This window comes from Enterobacter sp. H2G27 (assembly GCF_054403075.1).
This window is the reverse complement of sequence record NZ_JBSVSI010000001.1, coordinates 3,992,951-4,008,296: the sequence shown is the minus strand read 5'-3', so window position 1 is coordinate 4,008,296 and position 15,346 is coordinate 3,992,951. Positions and strand designations below refer to the sequence as shown.

Here is a 15,346-nt window from a genome sequence, read left to right as displayed (position 1 = left end):
ACATTTGTCCCGCTTCTGTCATCACTAATGTGTGACCTGTTTTTCGTGTAGCTGAGCGTTGCGGGTCTGCCGTCCCATAATGAGCACCGCGATACCCCCGGCCAGGCAAAGCGCGGCCAGCGGAAGCATAGCCAGCTTGTAGCTGCCCGTTCTCTCGCTGATCATGCCGTAGGCATTTACCATTACCGCCCCGCCAATCAGGTTCGCGATGGCGCCAATCGCGGCCAGCCCCGCCGCTGCCGAGGAGCTGCTCATCCAGCCGGATGCCAGCGCCCAGAAAGGTCCTTTCATAGAATACGCACCCGTCAGGATAATGCTCAGGATCACGATAGTGGCAAAGAGCGAGACGCTTACAAAGGCAGCGAACACGCCCGCAGCAATCATGAACAGCGTCAGCGCGGTATGCCAGCGGCGTTCGTTGGTGCGATCGGAGTGTCGTCCCCAGACAATCATCAGAACCGATGCCAGGCCGTAAGGGATAGCGTTAAACAGACCTGTCTCAAGATTATCGAGATGGAAGGATTTCAGCAGCTGAGGAGACCAGACGCTGATGGTGGTGCCCGCGGACGATGCGCCCGCGTAAATCAGCGCCATCAGCCAGATTTGGCGATGCTTCAGCAACTGCCACGTCGTCTGATGCCCAATGTTCTTTTGCTGGCTCCGCTCGGTTTCCAGCGTGGTTTCCAGCCACTTTTTCTGTTCATTGCTCAGCCATTTCGCCTGATGAGGGCGATCCCGGAGAATAAACCAGGCCGCAATACCCAGCAGCACCGCAGGTAAGCCTTCAATGATGAACAGCAGATGCCAGCCGCGAAGACCCAGCCAGCCATCCAGCGACAGTATCAACCCTGAAAGCGGGGAACCGATGAAGTTAGCGAGCGGGATGGCGACCATAAAGGACGCAATAATGCGCGCGCGGTAGCGGGAAGGGATCCACCAGGTCAGATACAGCACGACGCCTGGGAAGAAGCCTGCTTCCGCTGCCCCGAGAAGAAAACGGACGATATAAAGCGATGTGGTGTTTTGAACCAGCGCCATGCCCATGGAGACGATGCCCCAGCTGATCATAATGCGCGGGATCCACAGCCGGGCACCGACTTTCTGCATGGCCAGATTACTGGGTACCTCAAACAAAAAATAGGCCACGAAGTAAAGGCTGCTGGCGAAGCCAAACGCCGCTTTGCTGAGGCCAAGGTCCTCATTCATCTGCAGCGAAGCCATGCCGATATTCCCGCGATCGATAATGGAGACCAGGTAACTGACAATCAGAAACGGGAGAATACGCCAGATCACCTTCCGCATCGTCTCTCTTTCTATGTCCTCGGTGGCGGTCGCGCCGTTACGTAAATGTTCTGTCATTGTATCCTCGCAGGGTGTGTTCTTGGTTTTATTGGGTACAACTTAGTTTTATTAAACAAAACCACTATAGCGACGGCGCGTTATTTTTATCCAGTTAATGGAAGGTTTAAATGATGTAAATAAGAGGTGACTCACAGATAGTGCGCTGCGGATATAGTGCTTTCAGCTGCTAACCAGCCGCAAGCTGGGCGTTCCGGCAGAGAAATAATCACGCAACGCAATTATTGCACCAACTTTTCCTCTCCATTCAACTAAGCTTCGACCAGATGCCCCGCCGCGCTCGCGGGGCCATACTCCCTTTGGTCAGAGCACGCATCATGCAGCTACTCAGTATTATTATTTTGCTTACCCTAACCGTGGTGATTCATTCGCTGTGGATGTTTGGCGTTTTAAAATTCATTAAATTAGACGTCGATTCTGCGGTACGCATTGTTTTACGCAATGTCGGTATCGTGATCTCCATGATCTTCGCCCATCTCCTTGAGGCCGGACTGTTTGCGGCGTTTTATTTTGTCATCGACGCGTTTAATGACTGGAACACCAGCTTCTACTTTTCACTGGTGAGCTATGCGACGGTAGGGTACGGCGACGTCACGTTACCCCAGCACTGGCGGCTCATCGGCGGGGTGGAGGGGCTGGTGGGCGCGTTGATGGTGGGCTGGTCTGTAGCGGTTCTGGTGGCGGTGCTGCAGCGCTTGCGCGGAATGAGCGCCTAAACGGCAGATGCGCGATCCCCGCCTGGTAAGGTAAAGTACACCACTCTTTACGTAGCCGACAGGGCTGCGGCTTTGAGGGTGAAAAGGCTGATTAACAGCCCACCCTTTTCTGTTCCTGGTTTACGCCAGTTTGCATGGTGTTGTGTTTTGTCTGCCAAAAGGGTTTTGTATGTCTGCTGCTCATCTCGGTTTCCCGACTGAAACCGTTGTTGTCTTTGTGGTGATGGCCGTTGGAGCGATGTTTATCGACCTCTTTATGCACCGTCACGATAAACCGATCTCGCTGAAAAGCGCGGCGATGTGGTCCGTTTTCTGGGTCATGATGGCGATGGTCTTCGCCGGTTTCCTGTACGTTCACCACGGCGCCGAGATGGCGAGCCTGTTCCTCACCGGCTACGCGCTGGAAGAGGTGCTTTCCGTCGATAACCTGTTCGTGATGATGGCGATCTTCGCCTGGTTCGGCGTGCCGGATAAGTACCGTCACCGCGTGCTCTACTGGGGCGTGCTGGGGGCAATTGTCTTCCGCGGCATCTTTGTGGCTATCGGGACCAGCCTGCTAAGCCTTGGGCCGTACGTTGAGGTTATTTTCGCGCTGGTCGTCGGCTGGACGGCGGTGATGATGCTCCGACGCAATGAAGAGAGTGACGAAGTGGAAGATTACTCGGGTCATCTCGCCTATCGTCTGGTGAAGCGCTTCTATCCGGTCTGGCCAAAAATCAGCAGCAATGCCTTTATTCTGACGCAGAAAGAGGTGGATGCGGAGCTTGAAAAGCCGGAAAACCAGGACGTGATGGTCGGACGCGTGAAGAAGGCGAAGCGCTATGCGACGCCGCTATTACTTTGCGTGGCCGTCGTCGAACTCTCTGACGTGATGTTCGCGTTTGACTCCGTGCCGGCCATTATTGCCGTGAGCCGCGAACCGCTGATTATCTACAGCGCCATGATGTTCGCCATTCTTGGCCTGCGTACGCTTTACTTCGTGCTGGAAGCGCTGAAGCAGTATCTGGTGCATCTCGAGAAAGCGGTGGTGCTTCTGCTGTTCTTCGTGGCGTTCAAGCTGGGGTTAAATGCCACCGATCACTTCTGGCATCACGGTTACAGCATTGGCGCCACGGCCAGCCTGTTTGTGGTATTGGGCGTGCTGGCGCTGGGAATTATTGCGAGCGTGATGTTCCCGGGAAAACGTGAGGCCTGATGCATCGTTTTTCTCCCTCTCCCTGTGGGAGAGGGCCGGGGTGAGGGCACCAGACCGCACCTAACCCTTAATCGGTGAATTCCGACGCTTGCGCGGGTGATGGAAGTGCCGCCAGTGCGGATCCTGCGCCGCCGCCAGCAGCTCGTGGTCGCCGCGGGTGTCTCCCCAGGCGCGCAGGTGATAGGCGTTGAGATCGCCATACACTTTTTCCAGCCTGGCCACCTTCTGGGCGCAGCGGCAGTTATTGCCCGTGATGCGCCCCGTCAGCTTGCCGTCTTTCACTTCCAGCTGCGTGCCAATCAGCTTAATGCCCAGTTTGTCAGCCCACGGCTGGAGCACCAGCGCCGGGGATGCGGAACAGATGGTCACTTCCGCACCGGAATTCACCTCAGCCGCCACCGCCAGAACCCCTTCGGGACGCATCAGCTTGTTCCAGTATTTTTCGCAAAACGCTTCCGCCTGCTGGCGCAGCCAGTGTTCATCCACGCCCGTCAGGAACGTTTTAATCAGCACTTCCTTCAGCTCATCGCGCGTCAGCTTGCGACGCACGCAGTGGAGCGTGGGCAGCGCCATACGCACCAGGCGGCCCGCGAAGTAACGTTTACCGAAGGCAAAACGCAGGAAAGGAATAAAGCTGTCGTGGTGCGTTAACGTCCCGTCAAAGTCAAAGACAGAGAGCACGTTAGATTTTGCCACCGTCTCGTCGGCAATCATATTGGTCATAAATACGTCTTAGCTGAAATACACATTCTGCGGATCAGTTTACCTGCTTTAGCAGGACAGTCCTTATATCCCCACCATTTTTTTCTCAATCTTGCGATCTCAAAGTCAGTCTATTTTTGGCCTCGATAAGGATTGGCGAAAAAACGACCTGTCTATATTATCGCCACATCGCAAGATATTTAGGGGAACCCATTGAACCCCACAGGTAAGGAAAAACTCACTCACTACTTCTTTCTTGATATGACTCTTAGATCGCTTATTTCAATCCTCACATTAAGTTTTGCTTCGTTTTCTGCGTTTAGCTTTCAACTTCCAGCGTCGATGGTCTCGATGAACAGTGAGCTGGCAGTTTCACCGGCGAAATCTGCGCTGGTGCATCAGGAAACAGGCCCGCTGCGCTCGCGTATTCTCGAACAATACCAGAAATGGAAAGGCACCCAGTACCGGTGGGGCGGAACCACGCATCGCGGGGTGGATTGCTCCGCGCTGATGCAGCACCTGTTTAGCGATGCGGCACACCTTAATTTACCCCGCACGACGCGCGAGCAAATTCATCGCGGCGTGCAGGTGGCGCAATACCGCCTGAGGCCCGGAGACCTGGTATTCTTCCAGACGGGTCCGAACCGCAAGCACGTTGGCGTTTATATTGGCGAAAACCAGTTTATTCATGCCTCAAGCAGCCAGGGCGTAACGGTTTCAACCCTGACGGATGATTACTGGCAAGCACACTATATTACCGCTCGTCGGGTCGCAGGCAGCGCGGCCTGACAGCATCAGATGATGTCATCCACGACGCCACCATCGACGCGCAGCGCCGCGCCCGAGGTGGCGGAGGCCTGGGTCGAACAGACATAAATCACCATATTGGCCACCTCTTCAACCGTGGCCGCGCGCTGGATAACCGAGCTGGGGCGGTTGGCCATCACAAACTCTTTCGCCAGCTGCTCCAGCGATTTGCCGGTTTTTTCGATTTCATCTTTCATCATCTCTGCGAAACCGTCAGACATCGTTGGCCCCGGCAAGACGCTGTTGACCGTCACGCCGCTTCCCGCCACGAACTTCGCCAGCCCGCGCGCCAGCGAGAGCTGCGCCGTTTTGGTCACGCCGTAGTGGATCATATCTGCCGGAATATTGCAGGCCGACTCGGAGGAGATAAACACCACACGTCCCCAGCCTTTCTGCACCATGCCCGGCAGAAGGGCGCGGGACAGACGCACGCCGGACATCACGTTGGTCTGCCAGTAACGCTCCCAGGTCTCATCGTCGGTGGCATAGAAATCCTGCGGACCGTAAATCCCGGCGTTGTTGACCAGAATATCGACGTTATTCGCCACCTTCAGCAGCGATTCTACCCCTTCCGCCGTGCTGAGATCGGCAATCGCGGCGCGCACCTGTACGCCTGGCACTACCTGCTGCAGCTGCTGAATGCCTCTATTCACCGATTCCGTGCTCCGGCCATTGACGATCACTTCCGCACCGCTTTCTGCCAGACCTCTGGCAATGGCGAATCCGATCCCGCCGGTTGAGGCGGTTACCAGCGCCACTTTCCCCGCAAAGTCGATTTTCATCATCTGCTCCTTATCGTTTTAACGTTCGAACCTTAAAGCGTAGCAGGTGAGGATGGCGGCTACTGGCTAAAAAGGTGCAATAGCGTCTCAACCTGCTCATCAAGCGGGGCGAGAGAGCGCTTTATAATCAGGTGTAGCGGCGTTGCCCTGCGTGCGCCGTGGCTCAGCGGCAGGCGTTTCAGTACGCCCTGATCCAGCTGGGTCTGGATGCGCTCCTCCGGCAGCCAGCCGTAGCCGACCTGAGAGACCACGGCCTCTATGGCGGCATCGATGGTGGAGAAGGTCCATGACTCGCCGGCCGCGCGCGCGGCGGGCTGGCTGTCCGCAATCTGAATAAGCGGCCACGGGCGTAGCATGTCGTCGTTAAGCGGCGCGTCGAGGTGAAAGAGGGGATGCTGATGATGGGCCACGGCAACAAAGTCGATATTCATCAGCCATTCGCCGAGCCCGGTAATATCCTGGCGGCGGGTTAAGACCATCACATCGGCTTCGTCGTTAATGGCATCGGCGCGGGTATTTTCCAGCACCTCGGTCAGACGTACCTGGGTCTGCGGATACTGCTGCTGGAACTCACGTAGAATAGCGAACAGGCGGCGGCGCGGGAAAATGGAGTCCACCACCAGATCCAGCCGCGTGCGCATTCCGTTGCGAAGGGTCGCTGCGCGCGTCTCAACGTACGAAAAGGCTTTCAGCAGCGGTTTAACCTGGTTGAGCAGCAGTTCTCCTGCCGGCGTTAACACCGCCCGTCGCCCCTCCGGGACCAGCAGCGCCACGCCGAGTCGCTCCTGCAGCAGCGACAGGTTATAGCTCACCGAGGACTGGCTGCGGTGGGTTTCTTCCGCGGCTTTGGCAAAGCTGCCCGCTTCCACCACTTTCGCCAGTAAAGACCATTGTTCCAGCGTCGTCTTGTTCATAATTTATCTAAATTTTGGATGAATTTGATTAAAACATAGCGTTATTCATTCATTTTTTGAAGGGGTACGATCGTCTCATCAAAACAAAGGAGACATCTTATGAACACTTTCGACAAACACGACTTAAGCGGCTTCGTTGGCAAACACCTTGTTTATACCTACGACAACGGTTGGAACTACGAGATTTACGTCAAAAATGAGACCACGCTTGATTACCGTATTCACAGCGGCCTGGTGGCAAACCGTTGGGTAAAAGATCAGCAGGCTTACATCGTGCGGGTAGGGGAGAGCATCTATAAAATTTCCTGGACCGAGCCAACCGGCACTGACGTCAGCCTGATTGTGAACCTGGGCGACAAACTGTTCCACGGCACCATCTTCTTCCCACGCTGGGTCATGAACAACCCGGAAAAAACCGTCTGCTTCCAGAACGACCATATTCCGCTGATGAATAGCTATCGCGATGCGGGCCCGGCGTATCCAACGGAAGTGATTGATGAGTTTGCCACGATCACCTTTGTGCGCGACTGCGGTGCAAATAATGAAAGCGTTATCGCCTGCGCGGCCAGTGAATTACCGAAAAACTTTCCAGATAACCTGTAATAAGCGCGACAATTAACTAAAAAGAAAAGTTCCCGGCTATTTCATATTATTTTGAAATGGCCGGGATTTTTTTGTTTGTTGATGTATGGTTTAAATGATCCCATTTCAAAATGTTGCGGAAGATCACATCAAAAATATTTAATATTAAATTAACTTGTTGTTTTTCAATTGGCTGCTAGTTGTCTTATAGCGTTGTAAACGCTGTCTTAATTTTTCCCTAAGGAAAGAGAGATACTTTGATATAAGTTTATGGTTCGTTGAAATAAACGGGCCAGCATTTGGTTAATATCAAAAACGTGCCATTTTGATTGCAAGGAAATTAATAATGAGTGATTTTCTGCCTTTTTCGCGACCGTCGATGGGCGCTGAGGAAATTGCGGCGCTTCAGGACGTTTTGATGTCGGGCTGGATCACCACTGGGCCTAAGAATCAGGAACTCGAAGAGGCATTCTGTCAGCTTACCGGGAATCAACACGCGATTGCCGTCTGTTCCGCCACCGCGGGAATGCACGTCACGCTGATGGCGCTGGATATTGGCCCGGGCGATGAAGTCATTACCCCTTCCCAGACCTGGGTCTCCACGCTGAATATGATCGTATTGCTGGGCGCCACGCCGGTCATGATTGATGTGGATAAAGACACATTAATGGTGACGCCAGAAGCCATTGAAGCTGCCATAACCCCGCGTACCAAAGCCATTATTCCCGTTCACTATGCCGGCGCGCCGTGTGAAATCGACGCCATTCACGCCATTGGTGAACGTCACGGTATTCCGGTGATTGAAGATGCGGCCCATGCCGCCGGAACGTACTACAAAAACCGTCACGTTGGCTGGAAGGGAACGGCAATTTTCTCCTTCCACGCCATTAAAAACATGACCTGCGCGGAAGGCGGCCTGGTGGTCACCGATAATGCCCAACTGGCACAGCGGATCCGCAGTCTGAAATTCCATGGCCTCGGCGTAGACGCCTATGATCGTCAGACGCACGGCCGCGCGCCGCAGGCGGAAGTGATCGCACCGGGCTATAAATACAACCTGGCGGACATCAACGCCGCGCTGGCGCTGGTGCAGTTAGGCAAACTGAAAGAGGCCAACAGGCGCCGCCAGGAAATCGCTGAACGCTACCTGCGGGAGCTTGCCGATACGCCGTTCCAGCCGCTCACCATCCCGTCATGGCCGCATGTGCACGCCTGGCACCTGTTTATTATTCGCGTTGATGAAGCGCGCTGCGGGATCTCACGCGACAACCTGATGGCGGCGCTGAAAGAGAAAGGCATCGGTACCGGCCTCCATTTCCGCGCGGCCCACACGCAAAAATACTACCGCGAGCGTTTTCCTGATGTATCGCTCCCGAATTCTGAATGGAATAGCGCGCGTATTTGTTCTCTCCCTCTTTTCCCGGACATGACTCATGACGACACAACCCGCGTCATTACCGCACTCCATCAGCTTGCAGGACATTGATATGTTCAGTGTACCGCCTGTACAAAAAGTTTCCGTGGTAATCCCGGTTTACAACGAGCAGGAGAGCCTGCCCGAACTGATCCGCCGTACAACGGCCGCCTGCGACACGATGGGCAAGGCCTACGAAATTCTGCTGGTGGATGATGGCAGTAGCGACAATTCCGCGCTGATGCTGACCGAAGCCGCACAGGCTGAAGGCAGCCACATTGTGGCCGTACTGCTCAACCGCAACTACGGCCAGCACTCGGCGATTATGGCGGGGTTTAGCCACGTCACGGGCGATCTAATCATCACCCTGGACGCGGACCTGCAGAACCCGCCGGAAGAGATCCCGCGCCTTGTGGCCAAAGCCGACGAAGGCTATGACGTGGTCGGCACGGTACGTCAGAACCGCCAGGACAGCCTGTTCCGTAAGCTCGCCTCGCGTACCATCAACCGTCTGATCCAGCGCACGACCGGTAAAGCGATGGGCGATTACGGCTGCATGCTGCGCGCCTACCGCCGCCACATTGTCGACGCCATGCTGCATTGCCATGAGCGCAGCACCTTCATTCCGATTCTGGCGAATACCTTTGCCCGTAAGGCAACGGAAATCCCGGTCCTGCACGCCGAGCGCGAGCACGGGGAATCGAAGTACAGCTTTATGCGTCTCATCAACCTGATGTACGACCTCATCACCTGCCTGACCACCACGCCGCTGCGTCTGCTGAGCGTTTTCGGCAGCATCATCGCCGTGGCCGGTTTTGGGCTGTCCGTTCTGCTGGTGGTACTGCGACTGGTCTTTGGCCCGCAGTGGGCGGCGGAAGGGGTCTTCATGCTCTTTGCCGTGCTGTTTATGTTCATCGGCGCCCAGTTTGTCGGGATGGGGCTCCTCGGTGAATACATTGGCCGTATCTATAACGACGTTCGCGCACGTCCGCGCTACTTTATTCAACGTGTTGTCCGTCAGGAACACAAAGCATCTCAAGAGGAAATTCACCCATGAAAGCTGTTGTATTTGCCTATCACGATATGGGGTGCACGGGCACGCTGGCCCTGCTGGAAGCGGGCTATGACATTGCGGCAATCTTTACCCATCCGGACACGGCCGGAGAGAACAACTTTTTCGGCTCCGTGGCGCGTATCGCCGCCGAGCGTGGAATTCCGGTTTATGCGCCGGACGACGTCAACCACCCGCTGTGGGTGGAGCGCATTCGCGCCCTCGCGCCTGACGTCATCTTCTCGTTCTACTATCGCAACCTGATCTGCGACGAGATCTTAGGCCTGGCCGCAAAAGGCGCCTTTAATCTTCATGGTTCTCTGCTGCCCGCCTACCGTGGCCGCGCCCCGCTGAACTGGGTGCTGGTGAACGGTGAAACGGAAACGGGCGTGACGCTGCACCGCATGGTACGCCGTGCGGATGCGGGCGCTATCGTGGCACAGCAGAAGGTCGCTATTGATGCGGACGATACCGCGCTGCAGCTGCATCAAAAGCTGAACGCGACGGCACAGACGTTGCTGCGTGATGCGCTGCCGGGCATCCTTAACGGTAACTTCAGCGAAACCGCACAGGACGAGAGCAAGGCAAGCTGCTTTGGCCGCCGCGCGCCGGAAGATGGTCGTCTGGACTGGAATAAACCGGCCCGTCAGCTGCACAACCTGGTACGCGCCGTGACCGACCCGTGGCCGGGCGCGTACAGCTTTGCAGGCGTAAGCAAATTCATCGTCTGGAAATCCCGCGTGCGTGACGACATCCCGGCCGCTAAACCGGGCACCGTCGTCTCCGTCTCCCCGCTGATTGTGAGCTGTGGCGAGCAGGCGCTGGAGATCGTCACCGGACAAACCGACAACGGCCTGTACGTTCAGGGCACCCAGCTGGCGCAGTCTCTGGGCCTGGTGGCCGGGGCGCTGATCACCAGCGCGCCGGTTGTTGCCATCAAACGCCGCACCCGCGTGCTGATCCTCGGCGTGAACGGTTTTATCGGTAACCACCTGACCGAACGTCTGCTTAAGGACGATAACTACGAGATTTACGGTCTGGATATCGGCGCGGACGCGATCAGCCGCTTCCTGGACAACCCGCGCTTCCACTTCGTGGAAGGGGACATCAGCATCCACTCCGAGTGGATTGAATACCACATCAAAAAATGCGACGTGGTGCTGCCGCTGGTCGCCATTGCCACGCCAATCGAGTACACCCGTAACCCGCTTCGCGTTTTCGAGCTGGACTTCGAAGAGAACCTGAAGATCATCCGCGACTGCGTGAAATACGACAAGCGCATCATCTTCCCGTCCACCTCTGAAGTGTACGGCATGTGTACCGATAAGAACTTCGATGAAGACACCTCTAACCTGGTGGTCGGGCCGATCAACAAACAGCGCTGGATTTACTCCGTCTCCAAACAGCTGCTGGACCGCGTGATTTGGGCCTACGGTGAGAAAGAGGGCCTGCGCTTTACCCTGTTCCGTCCGTTCAACTGGATGGGGCCACGTCTGGATAACCTGAACGCGGCGCGTATCGGCAGCTCCCGTGCAATCACCCAGCTGATCCTGAACCTGGTGGAAGGCTCGCCAATCAAGCTTATCGAAGGCGGGAAACAGAAACGCTGCTTTACGGATATCAGCGACGGTATCGAAGCGCTGTTCCGCATCATCGAAAACAAAGATAACCGCTGCAACGGTGAAATCATTAACATCGGTAACCCGGACAACGAAGCGAGCATTCGCGAGCTGGCCGAGATGCTGCTGGCCAGCTTTGAGCGCCATCCGCTGCGCGATAAATTCCCGCCGTTTGCCGGTTTCCGCGAAGTGGAAAGCAGCAGCTACTATGGTAAGGGCTACCAGGACGTTGAGCACCGTAAGCCAAGCATTCGCAACGCGAAGCGCTGCCTGAACTGGACGCCGACGGTGAAGATGGAGCAGACCATTGATGAAACGCTCGATTTCTTCCTGCGCACCGTGGAGCTGTCGGAACAGGTCTCATGAAAAAAGTCGGTTTACGCATTGATGTCGACACCTTCAGGGGAACGCGTGACGGTGTACCCAAACTGCTGGAGCTGCTGAGCAAGCACGGCGTGCGCTCCAGCATTTTCTTCAGCGTGGGGCCTGACAACATGGGGCGCCATTTATGGCGTCTGATTAAACCGGCATTTCTGTTCAAAATGCTGCGCTCGCGCGCAGCATCCCTCTACGGCTGGGATATTTTGCTGGCAGGCACCGCCTGGCCCGGCAGACGCATCGGCGCGGGTAATGAAGCGGTTATCCGCGAGGCGGCGCAGCATCATGAGGTGGGTCTGCACGCCTGGGATCACCATGCCTGGCAAGCCTGGGCGGGCGTCTGGGATATCCCGCGCCTGTCTCGTGAGGTCGAGCGTGGGATGCTGGAGCTGGAGGCCATTATCGGTCAGCCCGTGCGCTGCTCCGCCGTGGCGGGATGGCGTGCGGATCAGCGCGTGGTGAAAGCTAAAGAGGCCTTCGCGTTTCGCTACAACAGCGATTGCCGCGGAAACGGGCCCTTTTTACCGCTGTTAGGCGAAAATCGCTACGGTACAGTGCAAATTCCGGTCACGCTTCCTACCTGGGATGAAGTGGTCGGGCGCGAGGTGAAAGCGAATGAGTTCAATCGCTACATTCTGGACCGCATTCATCGTGACGCCGGCACGCCGGTGTATACCATCCATGCCGAAGTGGAAGGGATTGCGTATCAGCATGATTTCGACGAACTGCTGACCATGGCCGCTCAGGAGGGCATCGAATTCTGCCCGTTGAGCGAGCTGCTGCCAGACGACCTCAGCACCCTGCCCGTAGGCAAAGTTGTCCGTAATGAAATGGCTGGCCGGGAAGGCTGGCTTGGCTATCAACAAATCGTGAGTCCGGCCCCATGAAAACAGCCCGTTATGGCTTAGCGCTTCTCGCACTGTTTATCGTTTACTACCTCATTCCGGTCGATATCCGCCTGCTCTGGCAGCCTGATGAAACGCGCTATGCGGAAATCAGCCGTGAAATGCTGGCCTCCGGAGACTGGGTAGTCCCGCATTTTCTGGGGCTGCGTTACTTTGAAAAGCCGATTGCCGGCTACTGGATCAACAGCATCGGACAGATGCTGTTCGGGCACACGAACCTCGCCGTGCGCGCCGGGTCTATCTTCTCTACCGGCTTAGCCGCGCTGCTGGTCATCTGGATGGCCTGGCGTCTCTGGCGGGATAAGCGGACCGCCATTTTCTCCGGGCTGATCTTCCTGACCCTGTTCCTGGTGTATGGCATCGGCACGTATGCGGTACTGGATCCTATCATCACCCTGTGGCTGGTGGCGGCGATGTGCAGCTTCTGGCTCGCATCACAGGCCCAAACCGTTGCCGGAAAAGCGGGCGGCTATGTGCTGCTTGGGCTGGCCTGCGGGATGGGGGTGATGACCAAAGGCTTCCTGGCGCTGGCGGTACCGGTGATTGGCGTGCTGCCGTGGGCGATCGCCCAGAAGCGCTGGAAAGAGGTGCTGATTTTTGGCTGGCTCGCGATCCTGAGCTGCGTGCTGATTGTTCTGCCATGGGGGCTGGCCATTGCGCAGAGAGAGCCTGACTTCTGGCGTTACTTCTTCTGGGTGGAACATATTCAGCGTTTTGCCCAGAGCGACGCGCAGCATAAAGCCCCGTTCTGGTACTACATACCGTTCCTGATTGCGGGCAGCCTGCCGTGGCTGGCGCTGCTGCCCGGCGCGTTTCGTCTCGGCTGGAATGACCGACAAAACGCGGGCGGTGGGTTCTATCTGCTGGGTTGGGTGGTGATGCCGCTGCTGTTCTTCAGCATCGCCAAAGGCAAGCTGCCGACCTATATACTGCCCTGCTTTGCCCCGCTTGCTATCCTGATGGCGCGCTATGCCTGCCTGGCGGCGGAGAAAGGCGCCAGAGCGTTACGCATTAACGGCGGAATTAACCTGGCGTTTGGCGTTATCGGCGTGGTGGCCGCGCTGGTGGTCTCCCCGTGGGGACTGTCTAAGCATCCGGTCTGGACCTCGGTCGAACTGTATAAAGTGTTCTGCGCGGTGGTCGCGTTCCTCATCTGGGCCGCGGTAGGCTGGTTTACGTTCCGGCAGAGCCAGCAGCGCTGGTGGCTGGCGGCTCTGTGTCCAGCAGGCCTGGCGCTGCTGATTGGGTTTGCTATTCCTAACCTGGTGGTGGATTCCAAACAGCCGCAGTCGCTGGTCGATACCGTGCGCGAGCCGCTGCAGGAGAGCCGATTCGTGCTCGCCAATAACGTAGGCGTGGCCGCGGGCCTGGCGTGGGAGCTGAAGCGCAATGACATCACGCTGTTTGGTCAGAGCGGCGAACTGCGCTACGGGCTGGATTATCCCGATGTGAAAGATCGTTTTGTCAGTGAAGACGACTTCGCGCAGTGGCTGGCAGCGCATCGTCAGCAGGGGCGCGTGTCGCTGGTCATGCTGCTCTCAAAACGCGACGATATTTCACGGGCGAATTTACCGCAGCCGGACAATCTCTATATCCAGGGGCGTCTGGCCTTGCTGGAGTACCTGCCGAAGTGATGACCTGGATCTGGCTGATACTGGCAAGCCTGCTCAGCTGCGCGGGTCAGCTGTGCCAGAAACAGGCCACCCGTCCGGCGAAAGCCGGGCGGCGCGGGACGCACATCGCGCTGTGGCTTGGTCTGGCACTGCTGGCGTTGGGCTGCGGGATGCTGGTCTGGCTGGTGGTGCTGCAACGCCTGCCTGTCGGCATCGCGTACCCTATGCTGAGCCTCAATTTTGTCTGGGTGACGCTGGCGGCCAGGGTATTCTGGCGTGAAAACGTCGCGTCGCATCACTGGCTGGGGGTGGGGTTCATCATCATGGGGATTGTTATCCTGGGAGGGAGCCTGTGAAAGGGACTTTCTGGGCCTTATGCAGCGTGCTGTTAGTCAGCGCGGCGCAGCTGTTGCTGCGCGATGCCATGCAGGCACTGCCGCCGGTCAGCGATGTTCTGGCGCTTATTTCCGCGCTGTGGCACTTCTCATCCGGCACGGGGGCGCTGCTGCTGGGGTTGATGGGGTATGTGGCCTCCATGGGCTGCTGGTATCTGGCGCTGCATCGTATGGCGCTCAGCAAAGCGTATGCCCTGCTGAGTCTTAGCTACATCCTGGTGTGGGCCGCGGCGATCCTGCTGCCCGGCTGGGGAGAACGCTTCTCCTGGCACGGGCTGGTGGGCGTCGGGTTTATTATTCTGGGTGTGTTAGTGATTTTTCTGCCCCGAACGTCCCGACGTGAATAATCGATTCGTGGGTCAGGGTGTAAGGGGTCGATGTACAGACGGCAAGGCTCAGCGAACCGACCTGTAGCTGGCTGACCGCGTGCGTCTGCGCCGTGCTGTCGATGCTGACAATCTGCCAGGCGCTGCCGCCGCGCTGCTTTATGATCGCCTCTTTTCGCGTCCAGATGCGCCAGAAGGCGGCAAGCCGTTCCTCTGGCGCTTCGCGCTCAAGCTCATCATGCTCCGTCATGCTGAAGACCGCATTCGCCAGCGCCTGCCAGTTTTTCCTGGGACGAATCACTTCGATATCACAGCCGACTTCGCCTTCATCGCTCATCAGCAGGGCGATATCGTCACCGCTGTGGCTCAGGTTAAACCACAGCGGATGACCCTTCGCAAAGGCCGGTTTCCCCTGCTCGCCGTAAATAATGTCGGGGAGTGGGTGAGGGGATAACGTTCTCGCGAGCAGCGTCCTCCCGGCCAGCCAGGAGGCCTGTTGGGCACCCTGAGGTGCCCTGTCTGCGCGCGTTGACGCCAGCGGGTCCGCGCAAAGGGTGGAGATTTTTCCCAGTACAAACTGGTACATAG

16 protein-coding genes are annotated in these 15,346 nt (G+C 56.9%); 11 read left to right on the top strand and 5 right to left on the bottom strand.

From position 1 onward, the window contains the following. Positions 1-24: 24 nt before the first annotated feature. A complete protein-coding gene (locus ACW9E7_RS19150) occupies positions 25-1,359 on the bottom strand; it encodes an MFS transporter (protein ID WP_458728214.1) in 1,335 nt (444 codons plus the stop codon). A gap of 317 nt (positions 1,360-1,676) precedes the next feature. On the opposite strand from ACW9E7_RS19150, the gene ACW9E7_RS19145 reads away from it, so the two are divergent. Both ACW9E7_RS19145 and ACW9E7_RS19140 read left to right on the top strand, forming a co-directional pair. Then, positions 1,677-2,075, top strand: coding sequence for a potassium channel family protein (locus tag ACW9E7_RS19145; protein WP_115876818.1), 399 nt, complete (start codon positions 1,677-1,679; stop codon positions 2,073-2,075). A gap of 169 nt (positions 2,076-2,244) precedes the next feature. Then, positions 2,245-3,270 (top strand): TerC/Alx family metal homeostasis membrane protein, encoded by a 1,026-nt coding sequence (locus ACW9E7_RS19140; protein ID WP_458728213.1) that lies wholly within the window; start codon positions 2,245-2,247, stop codon positions 3,268-3,270. Positions 3,271-3,330: 60 nt separating this feature from the next. Here ACW9E7_RS19140 and ACW9E7_RS19135 read toward each other — a convergent pair whose 3' ends face one another. Beyond that, entirely contained in the window at positions 3,331-3,993 is a 663-nt protein-coding gene (locus ACW9E7_RS19135; RefSeq protein WP_111963721.1) for an HAD family hydrolase, read from the bottom strand. Between the two features lie 240 nt (positions 3,994-4,233). Between ACW9E7_RS19135 and ACW9E7_RS19130 the strand changes: the two genes are divergently transcribed. After that, entirely contained in the window at positions 4,234-4,761 is a 528-nt protein-coding gene (locus tag ACW9E7_RS19130; RefSeq protein WP_133295283.1) for an NlpC/P60 family protein, read from the top strand. A 5-nt stretch (positions 4,762-4,766) separates the two neighbouring features. Here the strand turns inward: ACW9E7_RS19130 and ACW9E7_RS19125 are convergent, their stop codons facing one another. Together ACW9E7_RS19125 and ACW9E7_RS19120 are read right to left on the bottom strand one after the other, a co-directional pair. Continuing rightward, a complete protein-coding gene (locus tag ACW9E7_RS19125; protein WP_115876820.1) occupies positions 4,767-5,561 on the bottom strand; it encodes an SDR family NAD(P)-dependent oxidoreductase in 795 nt (264 codons plus the stop codon). 59 nt (positions 5,562-5,620) lie between these two features. After that, on the bottom strand, positions 5,621-6,475 hold the full coding sequence (locus tag ACW9E7_RS19120) for a LysR family transcriptional regulator (protein ID WP_458728212.1): 855 nt from the start codon (positions 6,473-6,475) through the stop codon (positions 5,621-5,623). A 99-nt stretch (positions 6,476-6,574) separates the two neighbouring features. Here ACW9E7_RS19120 and ACW9E7_RS19115 point away from each other — a divergent pair, with 99 nt between their 5' ends. The 8 genes from ACW9E7_RS19115 (at position 6,575) to arnF (ending at position 14,779) form a co-directional block, all read left to right on the top strand. Then, entirely contained in the window at positions 6,575-7,078 is a 504-nt protein-coding gene (locus tag ACW9E7_RS19115; RefSeq protein ID WP_008503103.1) for a phenolic acid decarboxylase, read from the top strand. A 325-nt stretch (positions 7,079-7,403) separates the two neighbouring features. Continuing rightward, on the top strand, positions 7,404-8,543 hold the full coding sequence (gene arnB / locus ACW9E7_RS19110; RefSeq protein WP_325814324.1) for a UDP-4-amino-4-deoxy-L-arabinose aminotransferase: 1,140 nt from the start codon (positions 7,404-7,406) through the stop codon (positions 8,541-8,543). 1 nt (position 8,544) lies between these two features. Then, entirely contained in the window at positions 8,545-9,528 is a 984-nt protein-coding gene (gene arnC, locus ACW9E7_RS19105) for an undecaprenyl-phosphate 4-deoxy-4-formamido-L-arabinose transferase (protein WP_325848830.1), read from the top strand. After that, positions 9,525-11,507, top strand: a complete 1,983-nt coding sequence (arnA, locus tag ACW9E7_RS19100) for a bifunctional UDP-4-amino-4-deoxy-L-arabinose formyltransferase/UDP-glucuronic acid oxidase ArnA (protein ID WP_133295281.1) — start codon at positions 9,525-9,527, stop codon at positions 11,505-11,507. Before arnC ends, arnA begins: the two co-directional genes overlap by 4 nt. Continuing rightward, a complete protein-coding gene (gene arnD / locus ACW9E7_RS19095; RefSeq protein WP_325848818.1) occupies positions 11,504-12,406 on the top strand; it encodes a 4-deoxy-4-formamido-L-arabinose-phosphoundecaprenol deformylase in 903 nt (300 codons plus the stop codon). Before arnA ends, arnD begins: the two co-directional genes overlap by 4 nt. Continuing rightward, on the top strand, positions 12,403-14,058 hold the full coding sequence (gene arnT, locus ACW9E7_RS19090; protein ID WP_223580678.1) for a lipid IV(A) 4-amino-4-deoxy-L-arabinosyltransferase: 1,656 nt from the start codon (positions 12,403-12,405) through the stop codon (positions 14,056-14,058). The genes arnD and arnT overlap by 4 nt, the downstream gene beginning before the upstream one ends. Next, on the top strand, positions 14,055-14,393 hold the full coding sequence (arnE, locus tag ACW9E7_RS19085) for a 4-amino-4-deoxy-L-arabinose-phosphoundecaprenol flippase subunit ArnE (protein WP_458728211.1): 339 nt from the start codon (positions 14,055-14,057) through the stop codon (positions 14,391-14,393). Before arnT ends, arnE begins: the two co-directional genes overlap by 4 nt. Beyond that, positions 14,390-14,779: a 4-amino-4-deoxy-L-arabinose-phosphoundecaprenol flippase subunit ArnF gene (gene arnF / locus ACW9E7_RS19080; protein WP_115876827.1), complete on the top strand. Its 390-nt coding sequence runs from the start codon at positions 14,390-14,392 to the stop codon at positions 14,777-14,779. The genes arnE and arnF overlap by 4 nt, the downstream gene beginning before the upstream one ends. Here arnF and acpT read toward each other — a convergent pair. Further along, on the bottom strand, positions 14,727-15,344 hold the full coding sequence (gene acpT / locus ACW9E7_RS19075; protein ID WP_458728210.1) for a 4'-phosphopantetheinyl transferase AcpT: 618 nt from the start codon (positions 15,342-15,344) through the stop codon (positions 14,727-14,729). The two genes, arnF and acpT, sit on opposite strands and share 53 nt — an antisense overlap. Positions 15,345-15,346 lie beyond the last annotated feature (2 nt).